The 18644-nt window shown below is 63.6% G+C and carries 18 protein-coding genes and 1 pseudogene; 7 read left to right on the plus strand and 12 right to left on the minus strand.

From position 1 onward, the window contains the following. Nucleotides 1-248 precede the first annotated feature (248 nt). Together QZL63_RS10515 and QZL63_RS10520 are read right to left on the minus strand one after the other, a co-directional pair. Nucleotides 249-1883: a CTP synthase gene (locus QZL63_RS10515; RefSeq protein ID WP_022309252.1), complete on the minus strand. Its 1635-nt coding sequence runs from the start codon at nucleotides 1881-1883 to the stop codon at nucleotides 249-251. A gap of 119 nt (nucleotides 1884-2002) precedes the next feature. Next, entirely contained in the window at nucleotides 2003-4084 is a 2082-nt protein-coding gene (locus QZL63_RS10520; RefSeq protein WP_022309253.1) for a DUF349 domain-containing protein, read from the minus strand. Between the two features lie 160 nt (nucleotides 4085-4244). On the opposite strand from QZL63_RS10520, the gene QZL63_RS10525 reads away from it, so the two are divergent. The 5 genes from QZL63_RS10525 to buk all read left to right on the plus strand — a co-directional run bounded on the left by QZL63_RS10525 (nucleotide 4245) and on the right by buk (nucleotide 8969). Continuing rightward, nucleotides 4245-4922 (plus strand): response regulator transcription factor, encoded by a 678-nt coding sequence (locus tag QZL63_RS10525; RefSeq protein ID WP_022309254.1) that lies wholly within the window; start codon nucleotides 4245-4247, stop codon nucleotides 4920-4922. 383 nt (nucleotides 4923-5305) lie between these two features. Then, complete coding sequence (gene crcB / locus QZL63_RS10530; protein WP_022309255.1) at nucleotides 5306-5677, plus strand: fluoride efflux transporter CrcB; 372 nt, start codon at nucleotides 5306-5308, stop codon at nucleotides 5675-5677. Nucleotides 5678-5698: 21 nt separating this feature from the next. Then, complete coding sequence (locus tag QZL63_RS10535) at nucleotides 5699-6901, plus strand: acetate/propionate family kinase (RefSeq protein WP_022309256.1); 1203 nt, start codon at nucleotides 5699-5701, stop codon at nucleotides 6899-6901. Between the two features lie 10 nt (nucleotides 6902-6911). Beyond that, nucleotides 6912-7817, plus strand: a complete 906-nt coding sequence (locus QZL63_RS10540; RefSeq protein WP_022309257.1) for a phosphate acyltransferase — start codon at nucleotides 6912-6914, stop codon at nucleotides 7815-7817. Nucleotides 7818-7901: 84 nt separating this feature from the next. Next, nucleotides 7902-8969: a butyrate kinase gene (gene buk, locus QZL63_RS10545; RefSeq protein ID WP_022309258.1), complete on the plus strand. Its 1068-nt coding sequence runs from the start codon at nucleotides 7902-7904 to the stop codon at nucleotides 8967-8969. A gap of 52 nt (nucleotides 8970-9021) precedes the next feature. On the opposite strand, the gene QZL63_RS10550 is transcribed toward buk, so the two are convergent. The 3 genes from QZL63_RS10550 to aroQ form a co-directional block, all read right to left on the minus strand. Continuing rightward, on the minus strand, nucleotides 9022-10470 hold the full coding sequence (locus QZL63_RS10550; protein WP_022309259.1) for a lipopolysaccharide biosynthesis protein: 1449 nt from the start codon (nucleotides 10468-10470) through the stop codon (nucleotides 9022-9024). Beyond that, on the minus strand, nucleotides 10471-11946 hold the full coding sequence (pyk, locus tag QZL63_RS10555) for a pyruvate kinase (RefSeq protein WP_022309260.1): 1476 nt from the start codon (nucleotides 11944-11946) through the stop codon (nucleotides 10471-10473). A 64-nt stretch (nucleotides 11947-12010) separates the two neighbouring features. Then, nucleotides 12011-12442 (minus strand): type II 3-dehydroquinate dehydratase, encoded by a 432-nt coding sequence (gene aroQ, locus QZL63_RS10560; RefSeq protein WP_022309261.1) that lies wholly within the window; start codon nucleotides 12440-12442, stop codon nucleotides 12011-12013. A gap of 108 nt (nucleotides 12443-12550) precedes the next feature. Between aroQ and thiL the strand changes: the two genes are divergently transcribed. Beyond that, on the plus strand, nucleotides 12551-13489 hold the full coding sequence (thiL, locus tag QZL63_RS10565) for a thiamine-phosphate kinase (protein ID WP_022309262.1): 939 nt from the start codon (nucleotides 12551-12553) through the stop codon (nucleotides 13487-13489). A 68-nt stretch (nucleotides 13490-13557) separates the two neighbouring features. On the opposite strand, the gene QZL63_RS10570 is transcribed toward thiL, so the two are convergent. The 3 genes from QZL63_RS10570 to hpt are packed head-to-tail and all read right to left on the minus strand — an operon-like array spanning nucleotide 13558 to nucleotide 15048. Then, the gene (locus tag QZL63_RS10570; RefSeq protein ID WP_022309263.1) at nucleotides 13558-13836 is read right to left on the minus strand and encodes a septum formation initiator family protein; all 279 of its coding nucleotides are present in this window, start codon (nucleotides 13834-13836) and stop codon (nucleotides 13558-13560) included. Nucleotides 13837-13870: 34 nt separating this feature from the next. Next, nucleotides 13871-14506, minus strand: a complete 636-nt coding sequence (locus QZL63_RS10575; protein WP_290587180.1) for a 7-carboxy-7-deazaguanine synthase QueE — start codon at nucleotides 14504-14506, stop codon at nucleotides 13871-13873. Further along, a complete protein-coding gene (gene hpt, locus QZL63_RS10580) occupies nucleotides 14506-15048 on the minus strand; it encodes a hypoxanthine phosphoribosyltransferase (RefSeq protein WP_022309265.1) in 543 nt (180 codons plus the stop codon). Before hpt ends, QZL63_RS10575 begins: the two co-directional genes overlap by 1 nt. Before the next feature lie 87 nt (nucleotides 15049-15135). Here hpt and QZL63_RS10585 point away from each other — a divergent pair, with 87 nt between their 5' ends. Next, the gene (locus QZL63_RS10585) at nucleotides 15136-16302 is read left to right on the plus strand and encodes a sialidase family protein (RefSeq protein WP_022309266.1); all 1167 of its coding nucleotides are present in this window, start codon (nucleotides 15136-15138) and stop codon (nucleotides 16300-16302) included. A 166-nt stretch (nucleotides 16303-16468) separates the two neighbouring features. Here QZL63_RS10585 and rsxA read toward each other — a convergent pair whose 3' ends face one another. The 4 genes and pseudogenes from rsxA to QZL63_RS10605 form a co-directional block, all read right to left on the minus strand. Next, nucleotides 16469-17047 carry an electron transport complex subunit RsxA gene (gene rsxA / locus QZL63_RS10590; protein ID WP_022309267.1) on the minus strand — a complete coding sequence of 193 codons (579 nt, stop codon included), beginning with the start codon at nucleotides 17045-17047 and terminating at the stop codon, nucleotides 16469-16471. Nucleotides 17048-17050: 3 nt separating this feature from the next. Next, the gene (locus QZL63_RS10595) at nucleotides 17051-17635 is read right to left on the minus strand and encodes an RnfABCDGE type electron transport complex subunit E (RefSeq protein ID WP_290587183.1); all 585 of its coding nucleotides are present in this window, start codon (nucleotides 17633-17635) and stop codon (nucleotides 17051-17053) included. Nucleotides 17636-17827: 192 nt separating this feature from the next. Further along, a pseudogene (locus QZL63_RS10600) lies at nucleotides 17828-18370 on the minus strand (RnfABCDGE type electron transport complex subunit G); the annotation flags it as partial. Nucleotides 18371-18383: 13 nt separating this feature from the next. After that, nucleotides 18384-18644, minus strand: a 261-nt coding sequence (locus QZL63_RS10605; RefSeq protein ID WP_290587136.1) for an RnfABCDGE type electron transport complex subunit D, incomplete at its 5' end; no start/stop codon positions are given.

Consider the following 18644-nt stretch of genomic DNA (forward strand, 5'->3'; position numbering starts at 1 on the left):
CCCCCGGGTCGGTCGGGGCGAGCCCGGCCGTCGTATCGGCGGCCACGGCGGCGGCCCGGTTCACGGCAGCCAGCGAATCCTGCGTGGCCTGCCATGCGGCCATCTCCTGTTCGTATTTCTTCTGTTCCTTCGTGTTCAGGTACGCGAAGCCCAGAAAGAGCACTGCGACAACCGCAATGCCGATAATCGATTTCTTATCCATTTAGAACGTTCATGCGTCTTCCCGCCCGGCGGGAAGATGAGGTTGTTTACTTATTCTGCTTCTGCTCCTTTTCGGCGTAGTCGAGTGCCGCGCGGACGAACGACACGAACAGCGGCGAGGGGCTGAGCATCGTACTCTTGTATTCGGGGTGGTACTGCGTGCCGATGAACCACGGGTGGTTCTCCAGTTCGATGACCTCCACCAGGTTCGTATCGGGATTGACACCCACGGCCTTCATGCCGGCGGCCTCGAACTGGGCGAGGTAGTCGTTGTTGAACTCGTAGCGGTGGCGGTGGCGCTCCGAGATGTGGAGCTTGCCGTAGGCCTCGGCGGCTTTCGAGCCCTTGCGCAGCACGCAGGGATAGGCGCCCAGACGCATCGTTCCGCCCTTGGCCGTGATGCCCTTCTGCTCCTCCATGAGGTCGATCACCGGATGAGCCGTCTGCTCCATCTCGCTCGAGTTGGCATCGGCAAGACCCAGGACGTGGCGCGCGAACTCGATCACGGCGCACTGCATGCCCAGGCAGATGCCGAAGAACGGGATTCCGTTCTCACGGGCGAAACGCACGGCCTCGATCTTGCCCTCGATGCCGCGGTTGCCGAAGCCCGGAGCCACGAGAATACCCGCCATGCAGCCCAGCTGCGCGGCGACGTTCGAGGCGTCGATCCGCTCGGAGTTCACGTAGCTCAGCTTCACCTTGCAGTCGTTCACCGCACCGGCGTGCACGAACGACTCGCAGATCGACTTGTAGGCGTCGGGCAACTCGGTGTACTTGCCCACCAGCGCGATCTCGATCGTCTTCGACGGATGCTTGATCTTATCGACCATGGCGGTCCAGGCGGCCATGTCGGGCTCCTTGTCGGCCGGCAGGTCCAGCTTGTCGAGCACCACCTCGTCGAGGTGCTGTTCGTGCATCTTCATCGGGACCTCGTAGATCGTCGGCACGTCGATCGACTCCATCACGGCGTTGGCATCGACGTTGCAGAACAGGGCCACCTTGCGGCGCAGGCTCAGCGGCAGCGGATGCTCCGTGCGCAGGACGAGGATGTCGGGCTGGAGGCCGTTCTCGAGCAGCGCCTTGACCGAGTGCTGCGTCGGCTTGGTCTTCAGCTCGCCCGAAGCCGACATGTAGGGGATGAGCGTCAGGTGTACGAGCGCCGTGTTCCTGTAGCCGAGCGAGTAGCGCAGCTGACGCACCGACTCGATGAACGGCAGCGACTCGATGTCGCCCACCGTACCGCCGATCTCGGTGATGATGATGTCGTACTGCTTGGTCTGGCCCAGCAGCTGGATGCGGCGCTTGATCTCGTCCGTAATGTGGGGAATGACCTGCACGGTCTTGCCCAGGTACTCGCCCTTGCGCTCCTTCTCGATGACGCTCTTGTAGATCTTGCCCGTGGTCACGTTGTTGGCCTTCGACGTCGGGTGGTTCGTGAAGCGCTCGTAGTGGCCCAGGTCAAGGTCCGTTTCGGCGCCGTCCTCCGTCACGTAGCACTCGCCGTGCTCGTAGGGGTTCAACGTGCCGGGATCGACGTTGATGTAGGGATCGAGTTTCTGGATGGTCACCGAATAGCCGCGGGCCTGCAGCAGGCGGGCGATCGACGCCGAAATAATACCCTTGCCGAGCGACGACGCCACGCCGCCCGTCACGAATATGTACTTGGGTTTGGAGAGTTTCATTATGTTTTGTTTAAAGTCGTAAAATCCTTGGTTTTCGTCCGGCGCGGCACTCCTTCCGGGACGCTCCGCCGTCGGGGTTCGGCCCGCTGCCGGACGCGCCCGCAGCGGGAGCGGTACCCCTACTCCTTCTGCGGCTCGCCGCCCTCCTCCTGGGCCTGCCGGTCGATGAGCTTCACCTTCTCGATGGCGGCAGCCATCTCCCCGCGGGCCCGGTCGATCTTGGCACGCACGTCGGCCACGAGCGCCTCGGCGTTCTTCGACTTGGCGAAGAAGCCGATGTTGTTCTCCAGCAGGGCGATCTCCTGTTCGAGCTGGCGCACCTTGTTGTAGAGGCGCTCACGCTCCGAACGCAGCCGCCGGTCGCCCGACGCCTTGAGCGTGGAGACCTTCTCGCGGAAGCGGTCCATCGAGCGGTCGCGCTCCGAACCGCGCAGCACGGAGAAGAGCGCATCGACAGCGGCCTTGTAGCGCTTCTGCACGGCGTCCTTCCGCTTGATGGGCACGAAGCCGATCTCGCCCCAGCGGCGCTGGAAGTCGCGGATCACCTCGTAACCGCCCGCCTTCACGTCGGCTGCCTCCATCTCGTCGAGCAGGGCCAGCTTGCGGCGCAGGTTCTCCTCGTGCTCATCGTCCACACTGGCGAAGTGGGCGCTCTTGCGCTCGAAGAACTTGTCGCAGGCCGCGCGGAAACGCTTCCACACGGCATCCGAATGGCGGCGCGCCACGGCCCCGATCTGCTTCCAGCGGGCCTGCAGGGCGATCAGTTCGTCGGTGGTCTTCTTCCACTCCTCGCTTCCAGAGAGCGACTCGGCCGCCTCGCACAGTTCAAGCTTCAGCTGCAGGTTGTGCTCCATCTCGGCCTTCACACCGGCATAGAACTGCCGCTTGGCCTCGAAGAAGCGGTCGCAGGCCGTGCGGAAACGCTCGTAGATGCGGTTGTTGTCCTTCTTCGGGGCGAAACCGATCGTCTTCCACGTTTTCTGGATCTCGAGCAGACGGTCGCTGGCCCGGTTCCACTCCTTGCGCGTGGTGAGGGGCTGGGCGGCCAGCTCCTCGGTGGCCACGCACAGTTCGGTCTTCAGCCCGAGGTTCTTCACCTGTTCGGCCTTCAGCGCCTCGAAGTGCTCCTGGTGCTGCTTGTTGATGCGGCTCGACGCGGCCTTGAAGCGCTCCCAGAGCGCCTCCTTGTATTCGTTGGCGACGGGGCCCGTCTCGCGCCACTCGTCATGGAGTTTCTGCAGCTTGTGGAATGCCTCGACAATCGAAGGCTCGAGCAGCAGGGCTTCGGCCTGCTCGCAGAGGGCCACCTTCTGCTCGTAGTTCTTCTTCAGATCGAGGTCGCGCAGCTCCTTGTTGATCTTGATGAAGTTGTAGAAGTTCTCGACATGCAGGTTGTAGGTCTCCCACAGGTCCTTGACCTGCTGCTGGGGCACGATGCCCGTCTCCTTCCAGCGCTGCTGGAGTTCGCGGAACTTCGTGAACGTATGGTTGAGCGTCTCGTCCGAATTGACCAGTTCCTTGAGCTCCTCGATGATCTCGAGTTTGATCTTGAGGTTGCGCTCCTTCTCGGCCTCGAGGTTGGCGATGAACTCGTCGCGGCGGCGGCGGTATTCACGGAACAGCTCCTTGAGCTGCGTCTCGACGCCATCGACGGCCGGTGTGAAATCCTTCTCGGCTCCCCCCTCCTCGACGAAGCGGCGGCGGGCAGCCTCGACCTCGGCGCGGCGCAGACGGTAGAAGGCGATCTTCAGCGCCTCGACATCGCGGCGGATCGACTGCACGGGCTGCTCCTCGAGCATCCGGGCAAACAGCCCCACCAGCTCCTCCTTGCTCTTTCCGGCGAAACGGTCTTCGGAAGACTCCTCGCCGGCGGCACGCTCGGCGGCGTCCTCCTCGGCGGTTGCCTCGTCCAGTTCGAGTCCGGCGCTCCGCGCGGCCAGGGCGGCATCCTCGTCCGAGAAATCGACCTCTACATTGGCCGGAGCCTCGTCCTCATCGGCTTCCGTCTCCACAGGCTCCGCCACGGGTTTGATCCGGGCACGTTTGGGACGCGGCTGCGCCGGGTCGGCCTGGGTCTCCGCAGGTGCGGACAGTTCGGGTTGTACGGCATCAGCAGCCGTTTCGGGAGCAGCTTGCACATCCTCAGCCACGGGGCTGACTTGCTCCTCGGGAGCAGGAAGGTTCGGTTTTTCAGTAGCCATTTGAGTACGCGTTTTTAACCCGTGCGAACACGAGAGTACATAAATCTCGCAAATATACTTATTTTTCCCCGTCCGCCGAAGGTTTTCGCCGGAAAATTCGTATCTTCGCACAAGATAACAAACCGCCTCCCGCATCGGCCGGGAAGTACGAACCGAAACCATGAACCACCGCATCCTGCTGGTCGATGACGAGATCGACATCCTCGAATTCGTGCGCTACAACCTCGTGCGCGAAGGCTACGAGGTCTACACGGCACAGAACGGGGCCGAAGCGCTCGAAACGGCCGCCCGCTGCCGCCCGCACCTCATCCTGCTCGACATGATGATGCCCGTAATGGACGGCGTGGAGACCTGCCGGGCCATACGCCGCGACCCGGCGCTGCGCGACACGATGGTCGTCTTCCTCTCGGCCCTGGGCGAGGAGGAGCAGCAACTCGCGGGATTCGACGTCGGAGCCGACGACTACCTGACCAAACCGATCCGCATGAAACTGCTGATCAGCCGCATACAGGCCATCCTGAAGCGAGTGGACGCTTCGCCCGCCATCCCCGGCGCCGAAGCCCGCAAGGAGGGCATCACAGTGGATCGGGAGCGCTACACCGTGATCCGCAACGGCGAGGAGATCACCCTTCCGCGCAAGGAGTTCGCATTGCTCGACCTGCTCTGTTCGTCTCCCGGGAAACTCGTCACGCGCGAGGAGATTTACGCGAAGATCTGGGGCAGCGACGTGGTGGTCGGCGACCGGACGATCGACGTGCACATCCGCAAGCTGCGCCAGAAGATCGGCGACGAACGCATCGTCACGGTCAAGGGCATGGGGTACAAATACGAGCCCTGATCCTGCCGACAAGGCACCCGCCCTTCCTGCCACGCCGGGATGTCGGACGGGCAGCCCACCGCTACGTCCCGATCCGGTCCGCAGGAGTTGCGGTCGGGCCGAACCGGAAGAAAGCCGCACCGGGAGAAAACGGTCCGCATTCCGGCCCGGAATCAAGCGCTCCGCTTCCCGCCCGAAAAACGGCGTCATCCCCCCTCGGAACCGCATTCAAACCGTTTTGGGAACCTCTTTCGTCCCGTCCGCACACCGGGTTTGCGGACCAAACGGACACATCCCCGACGGAATCCGACAAAAAACAGAGAAAAAACCGGCACACGCATAACGATCCGCAAGTATTTTTTCCTTAAATTTGCATATTCGTAAAAATACACATATATTTACTTATGATTCGTGAAATCATCACCGTCGGACTCGGCGGCGCGGCCGGGAGCATCGTCCGCTACCTGGTCTCCTACGGCCTGCTGGCCGGGCATACGCTGCTGGGATTCCCCGCCGGAACGTTCACGGTCAATGCTGCGGGATCGCTGGTCATCGGTTTTTTGCTCGCGCTCGCACCTTCGGCATCGGCATCGCAATTGCTCGTCGTGGGGTTCTGCGGAGGGTTCACCACCTTCTCGACCTTCTCGGCCGATGCCGTGCGGCTGCTCCGCGCCGGCGACTACGGACCGGCAGCCGCCTACGTGGCCCTGAGCGTGGCGGTATGCATCGCCTTCGCCGCGCTGGGCATGTGGATCGGCGCACAACTGAAAAACTGAAAACTCAAAAAATAGAACACTATGGTAATTTTGGTATTGAACTGCGGCTCGTCCTCGATCAAGTATCAGGTCATCGACATGGAGGCCGCATCGAGCAAACTGCTCGCTAAAGGCATCGTCGAGCGCATCGGCCTTCCCGAGGGCGACCTCGTGCACAAACCCGTCGGCAAGGAGCCGTTCGAACTCCGCCAGCCGATTCCCGACCACACGACCGGCATCCGCCTGGTGCTCGACGCCCTGACGGACCCGCAGCACGGCGTCATCCGCTCGCTCGACGAGGTGAAAGCCGTCGGCCACCGCGTGGCACACGGCGGCGAATACTTCCCCGAGAGCTGTCTGGTTACCGAGGAGGTCAAGGAGAAGATCCGCTCGCTGTTCGAAATCGCTCCGCTGCACAACCCCGCCAACCTCGAGGGTGTGCTCTCAATCGAGAAGGTGCTCCCGGGCGTACCCCAGGTGACGGTCTTCGACACGTCGTTCCACCAGACCATCCCGGCCGTGAACTACATGTACGCCCTGCCGCACGCCTACTACGACAAATACCGCGTGCGCAAGTACGGCTTCCACGGCACGAGCCACCGCTACGTCGCCCGCATCGGCGCCGAACTGGCCGGCCTCGACTTCGAGAACTCGAAGATCATCACCTGCCACATCGGCAACGGCGCCTCGGTGACGGCCGTCCTCAACGGCAAGTCGTTCGACACGTCGATGGGCTTCTCGCCCCTGGACGGTCTGGTCATGGGCACGCGCTGCGGCTCGGTGGATGCCAGCGCCGTCACCTACATCGGTGAAAAGGAGGGCATGACCTATGCCGAGCTGAACGAGATGATGAACAAGCGCTCGGGCGTGCTGGGCCTCACGGGGCTGTCGAGCGACATGCGCGACATCGACCGCGCCTACGATGAGGGCAACCCCGAGGCCATCCTGGCCCGCGACATGCACTACCGCCGCATCAAGAAGTTCGTCGGCGAATATGCGGCCGAGATGGGCGGCGTCGATCTGATCGTCTTCACGGGCGGCGTGGGCGAGAACTCGTCCGAGATGCGCGAATCGGTCTGCGAAGGGCTCGAATTCATGGGCGTACACTTCGACAAGGCCGCCAACCAGGGAGCGCGCGGCGTGAACAAGATGCTCTCGACCCCCGACTCGAAGGTCAAGGTGGCCATGATCGCCACCAACGAAGAGCTGGTCATCGCAACCGATACGTACAACCTCGTAAAATAAACACACAACCATGATTCAACATCTTACAGAAATCGTCGAAGAGGCGAGAAAAAGAGGCAGGAAACGCCTGGCCGTAGCCTACGGTCAGGATTCGCACACGCTGGAAGCGGTCTACGAAGCCTACAAGGAGGGCCTCGTGGAGCCGACGCTCTACGGCGACAAGAAGGTGATCGAGGAGGTCTGCCAGACGAGCGGACTCGATCTGAAGGCATTCAACATCGTCGATGAGTCGAACGACGTGAAGTGCGTGCAGCAGGCCGTTGCCGCCGTCGTTGCGGGCAACGCCGACGTGCTGATGAAGGGTCTGGTATCGACCGACAAGTACATGCGCGGCATCCTCAACAAGGAGGCCGGACTCTTCCCGCCGAAGGGCGTGCTGAGCCACGTGTCGATCGTCGAGATGCCCTGCTACCACAAGCTGCTTGTCATCTCGGACGTGGCGGTGATCCCCCTGCCCGACTTCAAGCAGAAGACCGTACAGATCGGCTACCTCGCCCGCACGGCCAACCTGCTGGGCATCGCCACGCCGAAGATCGCCTGCATCGCCCCGTCGGAGCAGCTGCTCCCGAACGTCATCTCCTCGACCGAGGGCGCGCTGCTGGCCAAGATGGCCGACCGCGGACAGCTGGGCAACGTGATCGTGGACGGTCCGCTGTCGCTCGACGTGGCCCTCTACAAGGAGGTCGCCGAGCACAAGAAGGTGAAGGGTTCGTCGGTTGCGGGCGATCCGGACTGCCTGCTCTTCCCGAACCTCGAGTCGGCAAACGTCTTCTTCAAGTCGGTATCGCACCTGTGCGGCGGCGAGCTCGCAGCCATGGTCATGGGTACGAAGGTTCCGTGCGTGCTCACCTCGCGCGGCGACACGAGCAAGACGAAACTCTTCTCGATCGCGCTGGCTTGCCTCGCGGCGAAATAGCTCTTCCGGGCCGGCCGGACCCGCACCTTCCGGCCACTTTCAAACTCCTCAACCTAAAACAACCTACAACGAACCGAGAAATTTATGGGATACAAAGTATTGGCAATAAATCCCGGCTCTACTTCCACAAAGGTCGCCCTCTATGACGAGGAGCGGCCTTTGTTGGATCTGACCCTGCGTCACACGACCGAAGAACTCACCCGATTCACCGACATCATCGACCAGCTCGACTGGAGACGCGGTCTGATCCTCTCCGCCCTGCGCGAAAAATCGTTCGACATCAAGGAGCTTTCGGCGGTCATCGGCCGCGGAGGACTCATCCGCCCGATCCCGGCCGGCGTCTACGAGGTCAATTCTCGGATGCGCTACGACCTGCGGAACGCCCAGATGAAGCACGCCTGCAACCTCGGCGGCCTGCTGGCCGCACAGATCGCCCACATGGCCGGTGTCAAGGCCTACATCGCCGACCCGCCCGTGGTGGACGAGATGGACGACGTGGCCCGCATCACGGGCATGCCGATGTGCCCGCGCAAGTCGGTTTTCCATACCCTCAACCAGAAGGCCACGGCCCGCCTGCACTGCGAGCGCACGGGCCTCGTCTACGAAGAGTCGAACCTGATCGTGGCCCACATGGGCGGCGGCATCTCGGTCGGCGCACACCGTCAGGGAAAGATCGTCGATGTGAACAACGCCTTGGACGGCGACGGGCCCTTCGCTCCGGACCGCGCGGGCAGCATTCCCTCGAGCGAGCTCATCAAGGTCTGCTTCTCGGGACAGTACACCCGCGAGGAGCTGCTCAAATACATCTCAAGCAAGGGAGGCATGGTCGCCTACCTGGGAACGAACTCCGTCATGCAGGTGATGGAGCGCATCGAGCAGGGAGACCAGCGGGCCAAGAAGGTGCTCGACGCCTTGTGCTACAACGTATCGAAGCAGATCGGAGCCATGGCCGCAGCCCTTGCCGGGCGCGTGGACGGCATCATCCTCACGGGCGGCATCGCCTACAACGAGCCGGTCGTGAACTACATCCGCGAGCATTGCGCCTTCATCGCCCCGGTCACGGTCTACCCCGGCGAGAACGAGCTGGAGTCGCTGGTGGCCAACGCGCTGGTCGTGCTGCGCGGCACGATCGAGCCGAAGGTCTACAAGTAACAGCAGGGAAAGCGGGCGGCCCTACAGCCGCCATACGGAAACAGGTCATCCGTCAGCGGGCGGCCTGTTTTTTCATGAGGTCACACAACAGCCCGAAGGCCTCGAGGCGGAAGAGCACGGAAAGCCCCACATAGGCCGCCGCGCCGACCAGAAGCTGGGCCGCAAGACGGAGGAGCAGGTGTCCCGGGACCGCACAGGCCGTCAGCCGCACGAGCAGGTACATCGTCCCCGAGACCAGTGCGACGGGGAGCAGCGTCCGCAGGAAACGGCGGGTCGTGAAGCGCGTGAAGCGGCGCGTGGCAAGGAAGTTCACGGCCATCTCGCCGAAGGCGATCACGACAAGCCCCCAGACCACGGCCATGACGCTGTGGGGGATCGTCACAGCAAAGACCACGGTCATGAGCAGTTTCTTGACCACCTCGAGCCGCACGATCAGCGGCCCGCGGCTCATGACCTTCAGCACGTTGTAGCAGATCATGCCGACGGGATAGAAGAGCCCGGCCAGGCAGACCACCTCGAAATAGGGCACCGTAGGCATCCACTTCTCGCTCAGCAGCAGCGCAAACAGGTCGTGCGCCACGGCCGACAGTCCGAGCATCGCGGGGAACATCACGTAGGCGGTGATCAGCACCACCTGCCGATAGCTCTCGGCGAACTTCGGGGCATCGCCCCGCACCTCGGAGAGGGCCGGGAAGGTCACGCTCTGCACGGACTGCGTAGCCGCCGTCACGGGCATGTCCTTGAGCTTGACCGCCTGGTCGAACGCACCGAGCGTCGCCGTCGGATAGAGCTTGCCGAGGAAAAACTGCGGGAGCTTCATGTAGAAGGTCGAGATCAGGTCGGTCAGCATGAGGCTGACGCTGAACGGCGCCATGTCGCGCAGCGAGGCCACGCTCCCGCGTCCGCGGGGCCGCCAGTCGCTCAGACGCCACAGCAGCACGGCCCGCACGGCCATGGCCAGCAGCCGCTCGCCCACGAGGCTCCAGATGCCGCATCCGGCCAGGGCCAGCCCCACGGCCGCCAGGCCGCTGACGAGCGACGAGAGGAAATTGACCTTCGACAACAGCGCGAAACGGAACTGCCGCGTGAAGATGGCGTTCTGCACGGAGCAGAGCGACGAGACGGGCAGCAGCAGGAAGAAGACGGGCGCCACCTCGGCGATCTCCGGGATGGCGTAGTAGCGCGCCACGGCGGGGGCTGCGGCCGTGAGCAGCACGTAGAGCCCCGTCGAGACGGCCATGTTGAAGAGGAAGACCGACTTGTAGTCGGCCGGCGAGGGGTTGTCGCGGCGGATCAGATTCTGCGAGAAGCCGCTGTCGGCGATGACCATGGCCACCGCCACGACGGCCGCCGGGATGGCGATGCAGCCCAGGATATCGGGCGAGAGCAGGCGGAGGATCACCAGACGCACGGCTACCGTGAGGAGCATCGAGCCGATCTTCTCGGCCATGCTCCACGCGACCCCCTCGGTCACCCGCTCCCTGAGCTGCTTTGCGGCCATCTATCGCTTGTTCTGGGCCGCAATCATCTCGTTGCGCCGCCGGATGCCGCGCACGTCGGCCAGTTCGAGGTACGAGGCGCCGCCGTCGGGGCCGAAGCTGCCGCCCACGATCGCCATCAGGTCATCGTCCTGGAGTTTGCGGTACTGGTCGATGAACTCCAGCGCATCGACCAGGAAGTGGTACTTGTCGCTGAGCTCCTGCGTGCGCAGGATCGGCACCACGCCGTAGGAGAGGGCCAGGATACGCTGCGCATGGAGCCGGTAGCAGACGGCCATCACGGTCTTGCGGCCGCGGAATGCCGCCAGATAGCGGCCCGTGCGGCCGGTCTTCGTGTCGAGCACCACATACTTGACCGGCAGGTTGGTCGAGGCACGCACGGCCGACCGTGCGAGCTGGGCCGTGATCTCGTGGTTTACGGAGACCATGTCCATGTCGATCATCGGCTTGAAGTGGGTCTCGTCGCGCTCGATCTCCCGGGCGATCCGGGCCATCGTCTCAACCGCCTCGACGGGATAGTCGCCCATGGCGGTCTCGTCGCTCAGCATCACGGCATCGACCCGCTCGTAGATGGCGCTGGCCACGTCGCTCACCTCGGCGCGCGTCGGACGCGGCGACTTGACCATCGAATAGAGCATCTGCGTGGCGATGATCACCGGACGCTTGGCGCAGATGCACTTCTCGACGATGCGCCGCTGCGCATTGGGAATGGCCTCGGCCGGGAGCTCCACGCCCAGGTCGCCGCGGGCCACCATGATGCCGTAGGAGGCCTCGATGATCTCGTCGATGTTGTCCAGACCCTCCTGGTTCTCGATCTTGGAGATGATCTTGATCGGGCTTCCGTGCGCATCGAGGATATCCTGCACGGCCTTCACGTCGCGGGCCGACCGCACGAACGAATGGGCGATGAAATCGACGTCGTTGCGCACGGCCCACTCGATGAAGCGGCGGTCCTTCTCCGTAACCGACGGCAGGTCGATCGATACGCCGGGGACATTGACGCTCTTGCGCGAGCGCATGGCGCCGCCGACGATGAACTCGCAGTCGAGCTCCTCGTCCGTCTTGCCGAGCACCCGGATCTCGAGCTCGCCGTCGGCAATAAGCATGCGTGCCCCGACGGGGATGTCGCGGACGATCGTCGGCACGTTCATGTAGACCACCTTGCGCGTGGTCAGGTCCGAGCCGTCCGAGCCGCGCACGGCCACGCGGTCGCCGGCCCGGAAGTGGATGCTGTTGCCGTATTCGTCGGCGATGGTCGTCACACGGATTTCCGGGCCCTTCGTGTCGATCATGATCGGAATGGCCGGATTGACGCGGTGCACGGTCTCGACGATGCGTGTGGCGCCCTCCTCGGTCACGTGCGCCGAATTGACGCGCACGACATCCATACCCGCATCGAACAGCTCCTTGACGAACTCCTCCGTGCAACGGAAGTCGGACATCGTTGCGACGATCTTCGTTTTCTTCATTCTGTACATATACTCTCTCTTTTGTTGAATTTTCGGATCAAAAAACAGGCCGCACGCAGCGGCCGCCACCCCGTCAGCGGGCGGCAACAAGCCGGAGGGCCTCAACGCCGAGCCGGTAGGAATCGAGCCCGAAGCCCATGATCGAGCCGCAGACGACGGGCGCCAGCAGCGACACGTGGCGGAACTCCTCGCGGGCGAGGATCGACGAGATGTGGACCTCGACGACGGGGATGCGGATCGCCGCCACGGCATCGCGCAGGGCCACGGAGGTGTGGGTGTAGCCTCCGGCGTTGAGCACGACGCCGTCGTAGCGCGACTCGGCCTCGTGGAGCGCATCGATGAGCACCCCCTCGACATTGGACTGGAGGTAGCCGAACTCCACGTCGGGGAAGGCCCGGCGCAAACTCTCAAGGCAGTCGTCGAAGGTCCGTGTGCCGTAGACCTGCGTGTCGCGCCGCCCCTGCAGATTGAGGTTCGGCCCGTTCAGGATAAGGATCTTTCTCATAACCAACCAACTGTTGTCTCCGGATGCGGCCCGGCGGCCGCAATTCGCAGACAAAGATAGGAATATTTCCCGGAAAATTCGATACCTTTGTCCGAAGGCTATGCAACTATGACCGAATTCGGATTCATCGACAAGATATGCGCCCGTTTCGCGGAGCTCCCGCTCAACGGGTTCGAGGGCATCGGCGACGATTGCGCCGTGCTGCCCGTGGCGGACGGCGACGCGCTGCTCTTCACGGCCGACCTGCTCAACGAAGGAGTACACTTCCTGCGCCGCGCCACCTCGGCCCGCGAGCTGGGCGGCAAGGCGCTGGCCGTCAATCTGAGTGACATCGCCGCGATGGGCGGACGCCCCGTGGCCACGCTGCTCTCGCTGGCCCTCCCGCCCGATGCGGGCGAGACGTGGGCCGAGGAGTTCATGGAGGGCTACCGTGCCCTGTCGGAGCGCTACGGCGTGGCACTCGTGGGCGGCGACACGACCCGCTCCGGGCAGGGCATCACGATCAACGTGACGGCCATCGGCCGGGCCCCCCTGTCGTGCATCAAGCGCCGCAGCGCGGCACGTCCGGGCGACGTGCTCTTCACGACGGGTGCGCTCGGCGCCTCGGGAGCCGGTCTGCGCGACCTGCTTGCCGGGCGGCTCGACACCCCGGCAGCCGTCGAGCACCGCAACCCGCGCCCGCAGGTGGAGGAGGGGCTCTGGCTCGGCATGCGCCGGGAGGTGCACGCCATGATGGACCTCTCGGACGGACTGGCCTCCGACCTGAGGCACATCCTCGACCGATCGGGGGTCGGCGCCGAGGTTCTTCTCGAACGGGTCCCCGTGGCCGAGGGGTCGGACCTGCAGACAGCGGCATGCGGCGGCGAGGACTACAAACTGCTCCTCACGGCCGATGCGGAGGGTGCCGGGCAGCTCGCGGACGAATTTCTGAAGCGCTTCGGCTCGCCGCTCCACCCCCTGGGCCGCATCACCGGCACACGGGAACTCGTCTGGCTCCAAAACGGAAATCCCGTGCCGCTCGATTGGCACGGGTTCACCCACTACTGATCCGTTGTTTCCCGCCTTTTCAGATACGATCGGACGCACCGGGCACTCCCCTGCCCCGGGCGGCGGGATCAATCCTCCTCGATGATGTAGACATGCTCGTTGCGCCGCTGCATGTGGTAGTTCTCGCGGGCATACTCCTCGAGGTAGTCGTCATACTGCAGTTGCTCGATGAGCGCGCTGTCGCGGGCGATCCGCTCGCGGTAGTAGATCTCCTCGCGCATCAGGCTGTTGATCTGCGTCTTGATCTTCACGGCATGCAGCGCATTGCGCCCCACGACAAAAAGCGTGACGACCACGATGACCGCCGTGACGGCAATCCAGAATCTGCGACCGAGACGGATGTTCATGACTGACGGGGCAATTACTGCCGGACGGCTTCGATTAGGGAATGTGCATGTACTTGTGCGTCTGGATGGAGATGTTCCACCTCGGATGGGCCTTGGCATACTCCACAATCGCCGGCATCATGCGCTCGGCGACGCTCCACTCGGGCTGCAGGTAGAGCATGCAGCGCTTCCCGACACGGGAGGCATTGAGCTCGGCCCACGCGAAGTCCTCCTCCGACTCGACGATCACCTTCAGTTCGTCGGCACGCCCGAAGGCCTCGTCCAGAGGCGGCTGCTTGCGCTTGGGCGAGAGGCACACCCAGTCGAACACCCCGCTGAAGGGGTGCGATCCCGAGGTCTCGAGAAAGATCTCCAGTCCCCGTTCGCGCAGGCGCGCCGTCAGCTCGCCCAGCGGGTAGATCAGCGGCTCGCCGCCCGTGATGACGATCGCCTGCGCAGCACACGACGCGGCGCGTGCCACGACGGTCTCCACCTCGGTCGGCGGGTAGAGCTTCGGATTCCACGTGTATTTGGCGTCGCACCAGCTGCAGCCGACATCACACCCGCCCAGGCGGATGAAGTAGGCCGGCTTGCCACTGTGGTAGCCTTCGCCCTGAATAGTGTAGAAATCCTCGACGAGCGGCAGTTTGCGGCCGCCGTCGAGCAACGTGAGATCTGCCGTCAGAGCCATCATTCCGTAACGACGTAGATATCTTTCAGGCTGCGGCCGAGCTGGTCGTAGTCCAGGCCGTAGCCGACGATGAACTCGTTGCCGATCTCCATGGCGCGGTACTTGATCGGCCGCTGCTTGCGGTACGACCCGGGCTTGAAGAAGAGCGTGCAGACCTCGACACTGGCCGGGTGGCGCGCCTCGAGGTCGCGCATCATGTGGTCGATCGACTCACCCGTATCGACAATGTCCTCGACGATGATCACGTGGCGGCCCTCGATCGAGCCGTTCAGGCCGATGAGGCTCTTCACCTCACCCGTCGAGGAGGTTCCCTCGTAGGAAGCCAGCTTGACGAACGAAAGTTCGTTGTTGAATTCGATCTTCTTGATCAGGTCGCTCATGAACATGAACGAACCGTTCAGGACACCGACGAACAGCGGCGTCGGCAGATCGGCATAATCGGCATTGATGCGTCGGGCCACGGCCGACACCGCCTCGTCGATCTTCTCGGCGGGAATCATGATGCGGAACGTCCTGTCGTGGAGTTTTATCGTCTCCTTCATTGCGATTCGGGTTTTTGTGTTATTTTTGCAAAAGTAACGAATCTCGGGCAGATATCGAACGTTTCACCTGAAATAATCGCAAGAAAGATGAAAAACACGCTTCTTCCGGGTCTTTTCGCCCTTCTCGGGCTCTGCGCGGCCCCTCCGGCGACCCGGGCCGCCGAACCGCCCGCCCCGGAGCACACGGTGCTCTTCCGCTCGGGCGATGCAGGATCGAAGTACTACCGCATTCCGGCTCTGGCCACAACTGCCGAAGGGACGGTGCTGGCCGTCGCCGACCGCCGCAACGACTCGCAGGGCGACCTGCCCAACCTGATCGACCTGGTCGTGCGCCGCAGCACCGACAACGGGCGAACATGGGGTCCCCAGATCGTCATCGCGCAGCACACACCGCATACGGGCTACGGCGACGCCGCGCTAGTCGTGGACCGCACCTCGGGCGACATCCTCTGCATCTACGCCTCGGGCTGCGGGCTGTGGGCCTCGACGGCCGAGCGCCCGCTCGACATCAACATCTCGCGCAGCAGCGACGACGGGCTGACCTGGAGCGCCCCCGAATGCATTACGCCGCAGATCTACGGCCCGGGGTGCGACAACCCCGCAGCGGCTCCTGTCTCGGGTATGTTCGCCGGCTCGGGGCGTGCGCTCCAGCTGCGCGACGGCACCCTGCTCTTCGCCGTCGCAGCCCACCATACCGGAGAGAAGTGGCCGCCGCTCTACAACTATGTCTGCCAGTCGGACGACGGCGGGCGGACGTGGCGTCTGCTCCCGACTCCGGCATCCGACTGCGGCGACGAGTCGAAGCTGGCCGAGCTGGCCGACGACAGCTGGCTGATCAGCATCCGCAATCCCGACCGGGGTTACCGCCGCTACGCCATATCGCACGACCGGGGCAAGACGTGGAGCGAGGCGGCCGAATGGCGCGACCTGCCCGACCCGGCCTGCAACGGCGACCTGCTCCGCTACTCGCTGCAGGAGGAGGGGGCCACGCGCAACCGGCTGCTGCACTCGATACCGGCCGACACGGCACAGCGCCGCAACGTCTCGGTGGCCCTGAGCTACGACGAAGGGCGCACCTGGCCCGTACGCAAGAGCGTGTGGGAGGATTACTCGGGTTACTCGGCGCTCACCCGCCTGGCCGACGGGGCCATCGGGCTGCTCTCGGAGGTTGCTGACGGCGAGAACGGCTACAAGATCTGCTTCACGCGGCTGACGATCGGCTGGCTGACCGACGGGGCTGACGACGGGCGATAGATGCCCGAGGACGGTTGCCGCCGAAGGGCGGACAACCGCCCTGCAACGGGCCCGGGCAGCGGCAGGCCCCGTCCCCGCAACCGGAGTACCGTCTGCCCGATAGCACATGGAAAGGCCCGGAAGAGCATGCTCTTCCGGGCCTTTCGGTTTGCTTTGCGGCTTCGGGCTATACCAGACCCGAGAAGCCGAGGAACGCCATGGCGAGGATGCTGGCCGTGATCAGCGCGATGGGCACACCGCGCAGCGATTTGGGCACGTCCTCGAAATCGAGCCGCTCGCGGATACCGGCGAACAGCACCAGGGCCAGGGCGAAACCGAGCGCCGTCGAGACGGAGTAGGCTACGCTCTGCAGCAGGTTGAACTCCTTCTGGATCATCAGGATGGCCACACCCAGCACGGCGCAGTTGGTCGTGATGAGCGGCAGGAAGATTCCCAGCGCCTGGTAGAGGGCCGGCGAGACCTTCTTGAGGATGATCTCGACCATCTGCACCAGCGCGGCGATCACCAGGATGAAGACGATCGTCTGCATGTACTCGATGTGCAGCGGCACGAGGATGTAGGTCTGGATCGGCCAGGCCACCAGAGCCGTCAGGGCCATGACGAAGGTCACGGCGGCACCCATGCCCAGCGAGGTCTCGACCTTCGACGAGACGCCGAGGAAGGGGCAGATGCCGAGGAATTGCGCCAGAACGACGTTGTTTACGAAGATGGCGCCGATAATTATGGCGAAATAGGAGATCTCCATGGCTTACTTCTTGGCTAACTTGTTAAACAGAACCATCAGGTACCCGAGCGTCAGGAAACCGCCGGGAGCAAGGACGAAGACCAGCGGCGTGTAGTCGGAGATTCCGAGCGGCATGCCGAACAGCGCTCCGCTGCCCAGCACCTCGCGAACAGCTCCGATCACGGTCAGCGACAGCGTGAAGCCGATGCCGATGCCGATACCGTCCATGATCGAATCGACGGGCGAGTTCTTCGAGGCGAAGGCCTCGGCGCGGCCCAGGATGATGCAATTGACCACGATCAGCGGGATGAAGACGCCCAAGGCGGCGTAGAGCGCCGGCACGAAGGCCTGCATCAGCATCTGGATGATCGTCACGAACGAGGCGATCACGACGATGAACGCCGGGATGCGGACCTTGTCCGGAATGATGTTCTTGATGAGCGAAATCACGAGGTTCGACATGATCAGCACGGCCGTCGTCGCCAGCCCCATGCCCATTCCGTTGGCGGCCGAGGTCGTCGTTCCCAGCGTCGGGCACATGCCGAGCACGAGCACGAACGTCGGGTTGTTCTTGACGATGCCGCTCAAAATAATCTGCAGTTTATTCATCTTGACCTCCTTCCTGCGCATCGGCGCCCGTTGAAGTTGAATCCGTATCCGTTGCGGCGGCAGCGTCTGCGGCGCCCTCCTCCCCCCTCCCCTCCCCCCTTCAAGCACCCGACGGCGCCACTCCGACTTCGAAGCACCCGAAGCGGCATCGGCGGGAGCCTCGCCCGAGACGGCGCTCCGGTAGGCCGACCAGGCGCGGTTGATCGCATCGACCCAGGCGCGCGACGAAATCGTCGCGGCAGTCAGCACATCGACATCGCCTCCGTCCTTGGTGACGGCCAGGCGGCCGTCCACGAGTTTCTTCTCGGCCGGGTTCTGCCCCTTGACGCTCCCCAGCAGCGGGTTGCCCTCGTCGGCCATCTTGGTTCCGAGGCCCGGGGTCTCGGCCTGCTCGAGCACATTGACGTTATAGATCGTGCCGTCGGGGGTGAAGCCCACCATCAGGCGCACCACGCCGTTGAAGCCCTGCTTGGTCATCGACTCCACGGCGTAGCCGCTCACCTCGCCGTCTTTCGTAGCCGTATAGACCGTGATCGGCAGCTCGTCGATGGTCATCTGCTCGGTGGCCGTCTCATCGAAGGGCGGCAGCACCTCCGACAGGGCGGCGGTCGTCGCGGCGGCCTTCGCGGCGGCGATCGGCTCGATGGTAATCATGTTCACGACACCGACGCCGGCTGAAGCCACGAGCGTGATGCCGAAGAGCACGGCGGTCATGTTCAAAAGAGTACTTTTCATACCTCTTTCCTCCTTATTTCACGCCGAAGCGCTTGGGTTTCACATATTTGTTGATCAGGGGCACGCACGAGTTCATGATCAGGATCGCAAACGACATGCCCTCGGGATAGGCGCCCCACAGACGGATCAGCATCGTAATGACACCGATGCCGATGCCGAAAATCACACAGCCGCGGACCGTCATCGGCGAGGTGGCGTAGTCGGTAGCCATGAAGACGGCACCGAGGATCGCACCTCCGGCCAGGACGTGGAAGAGCGGGGACTGCCACAGCGC

It is taken from the genome of Alistipes sp. CAG:268 (assembly GCA_000434235.1).
Lineage (GTDB): Bacteria > Bacteroidota > Bacteroidia > Bacteroidales > Rikenellaceae > Alistipes > Alistipes avistercoris.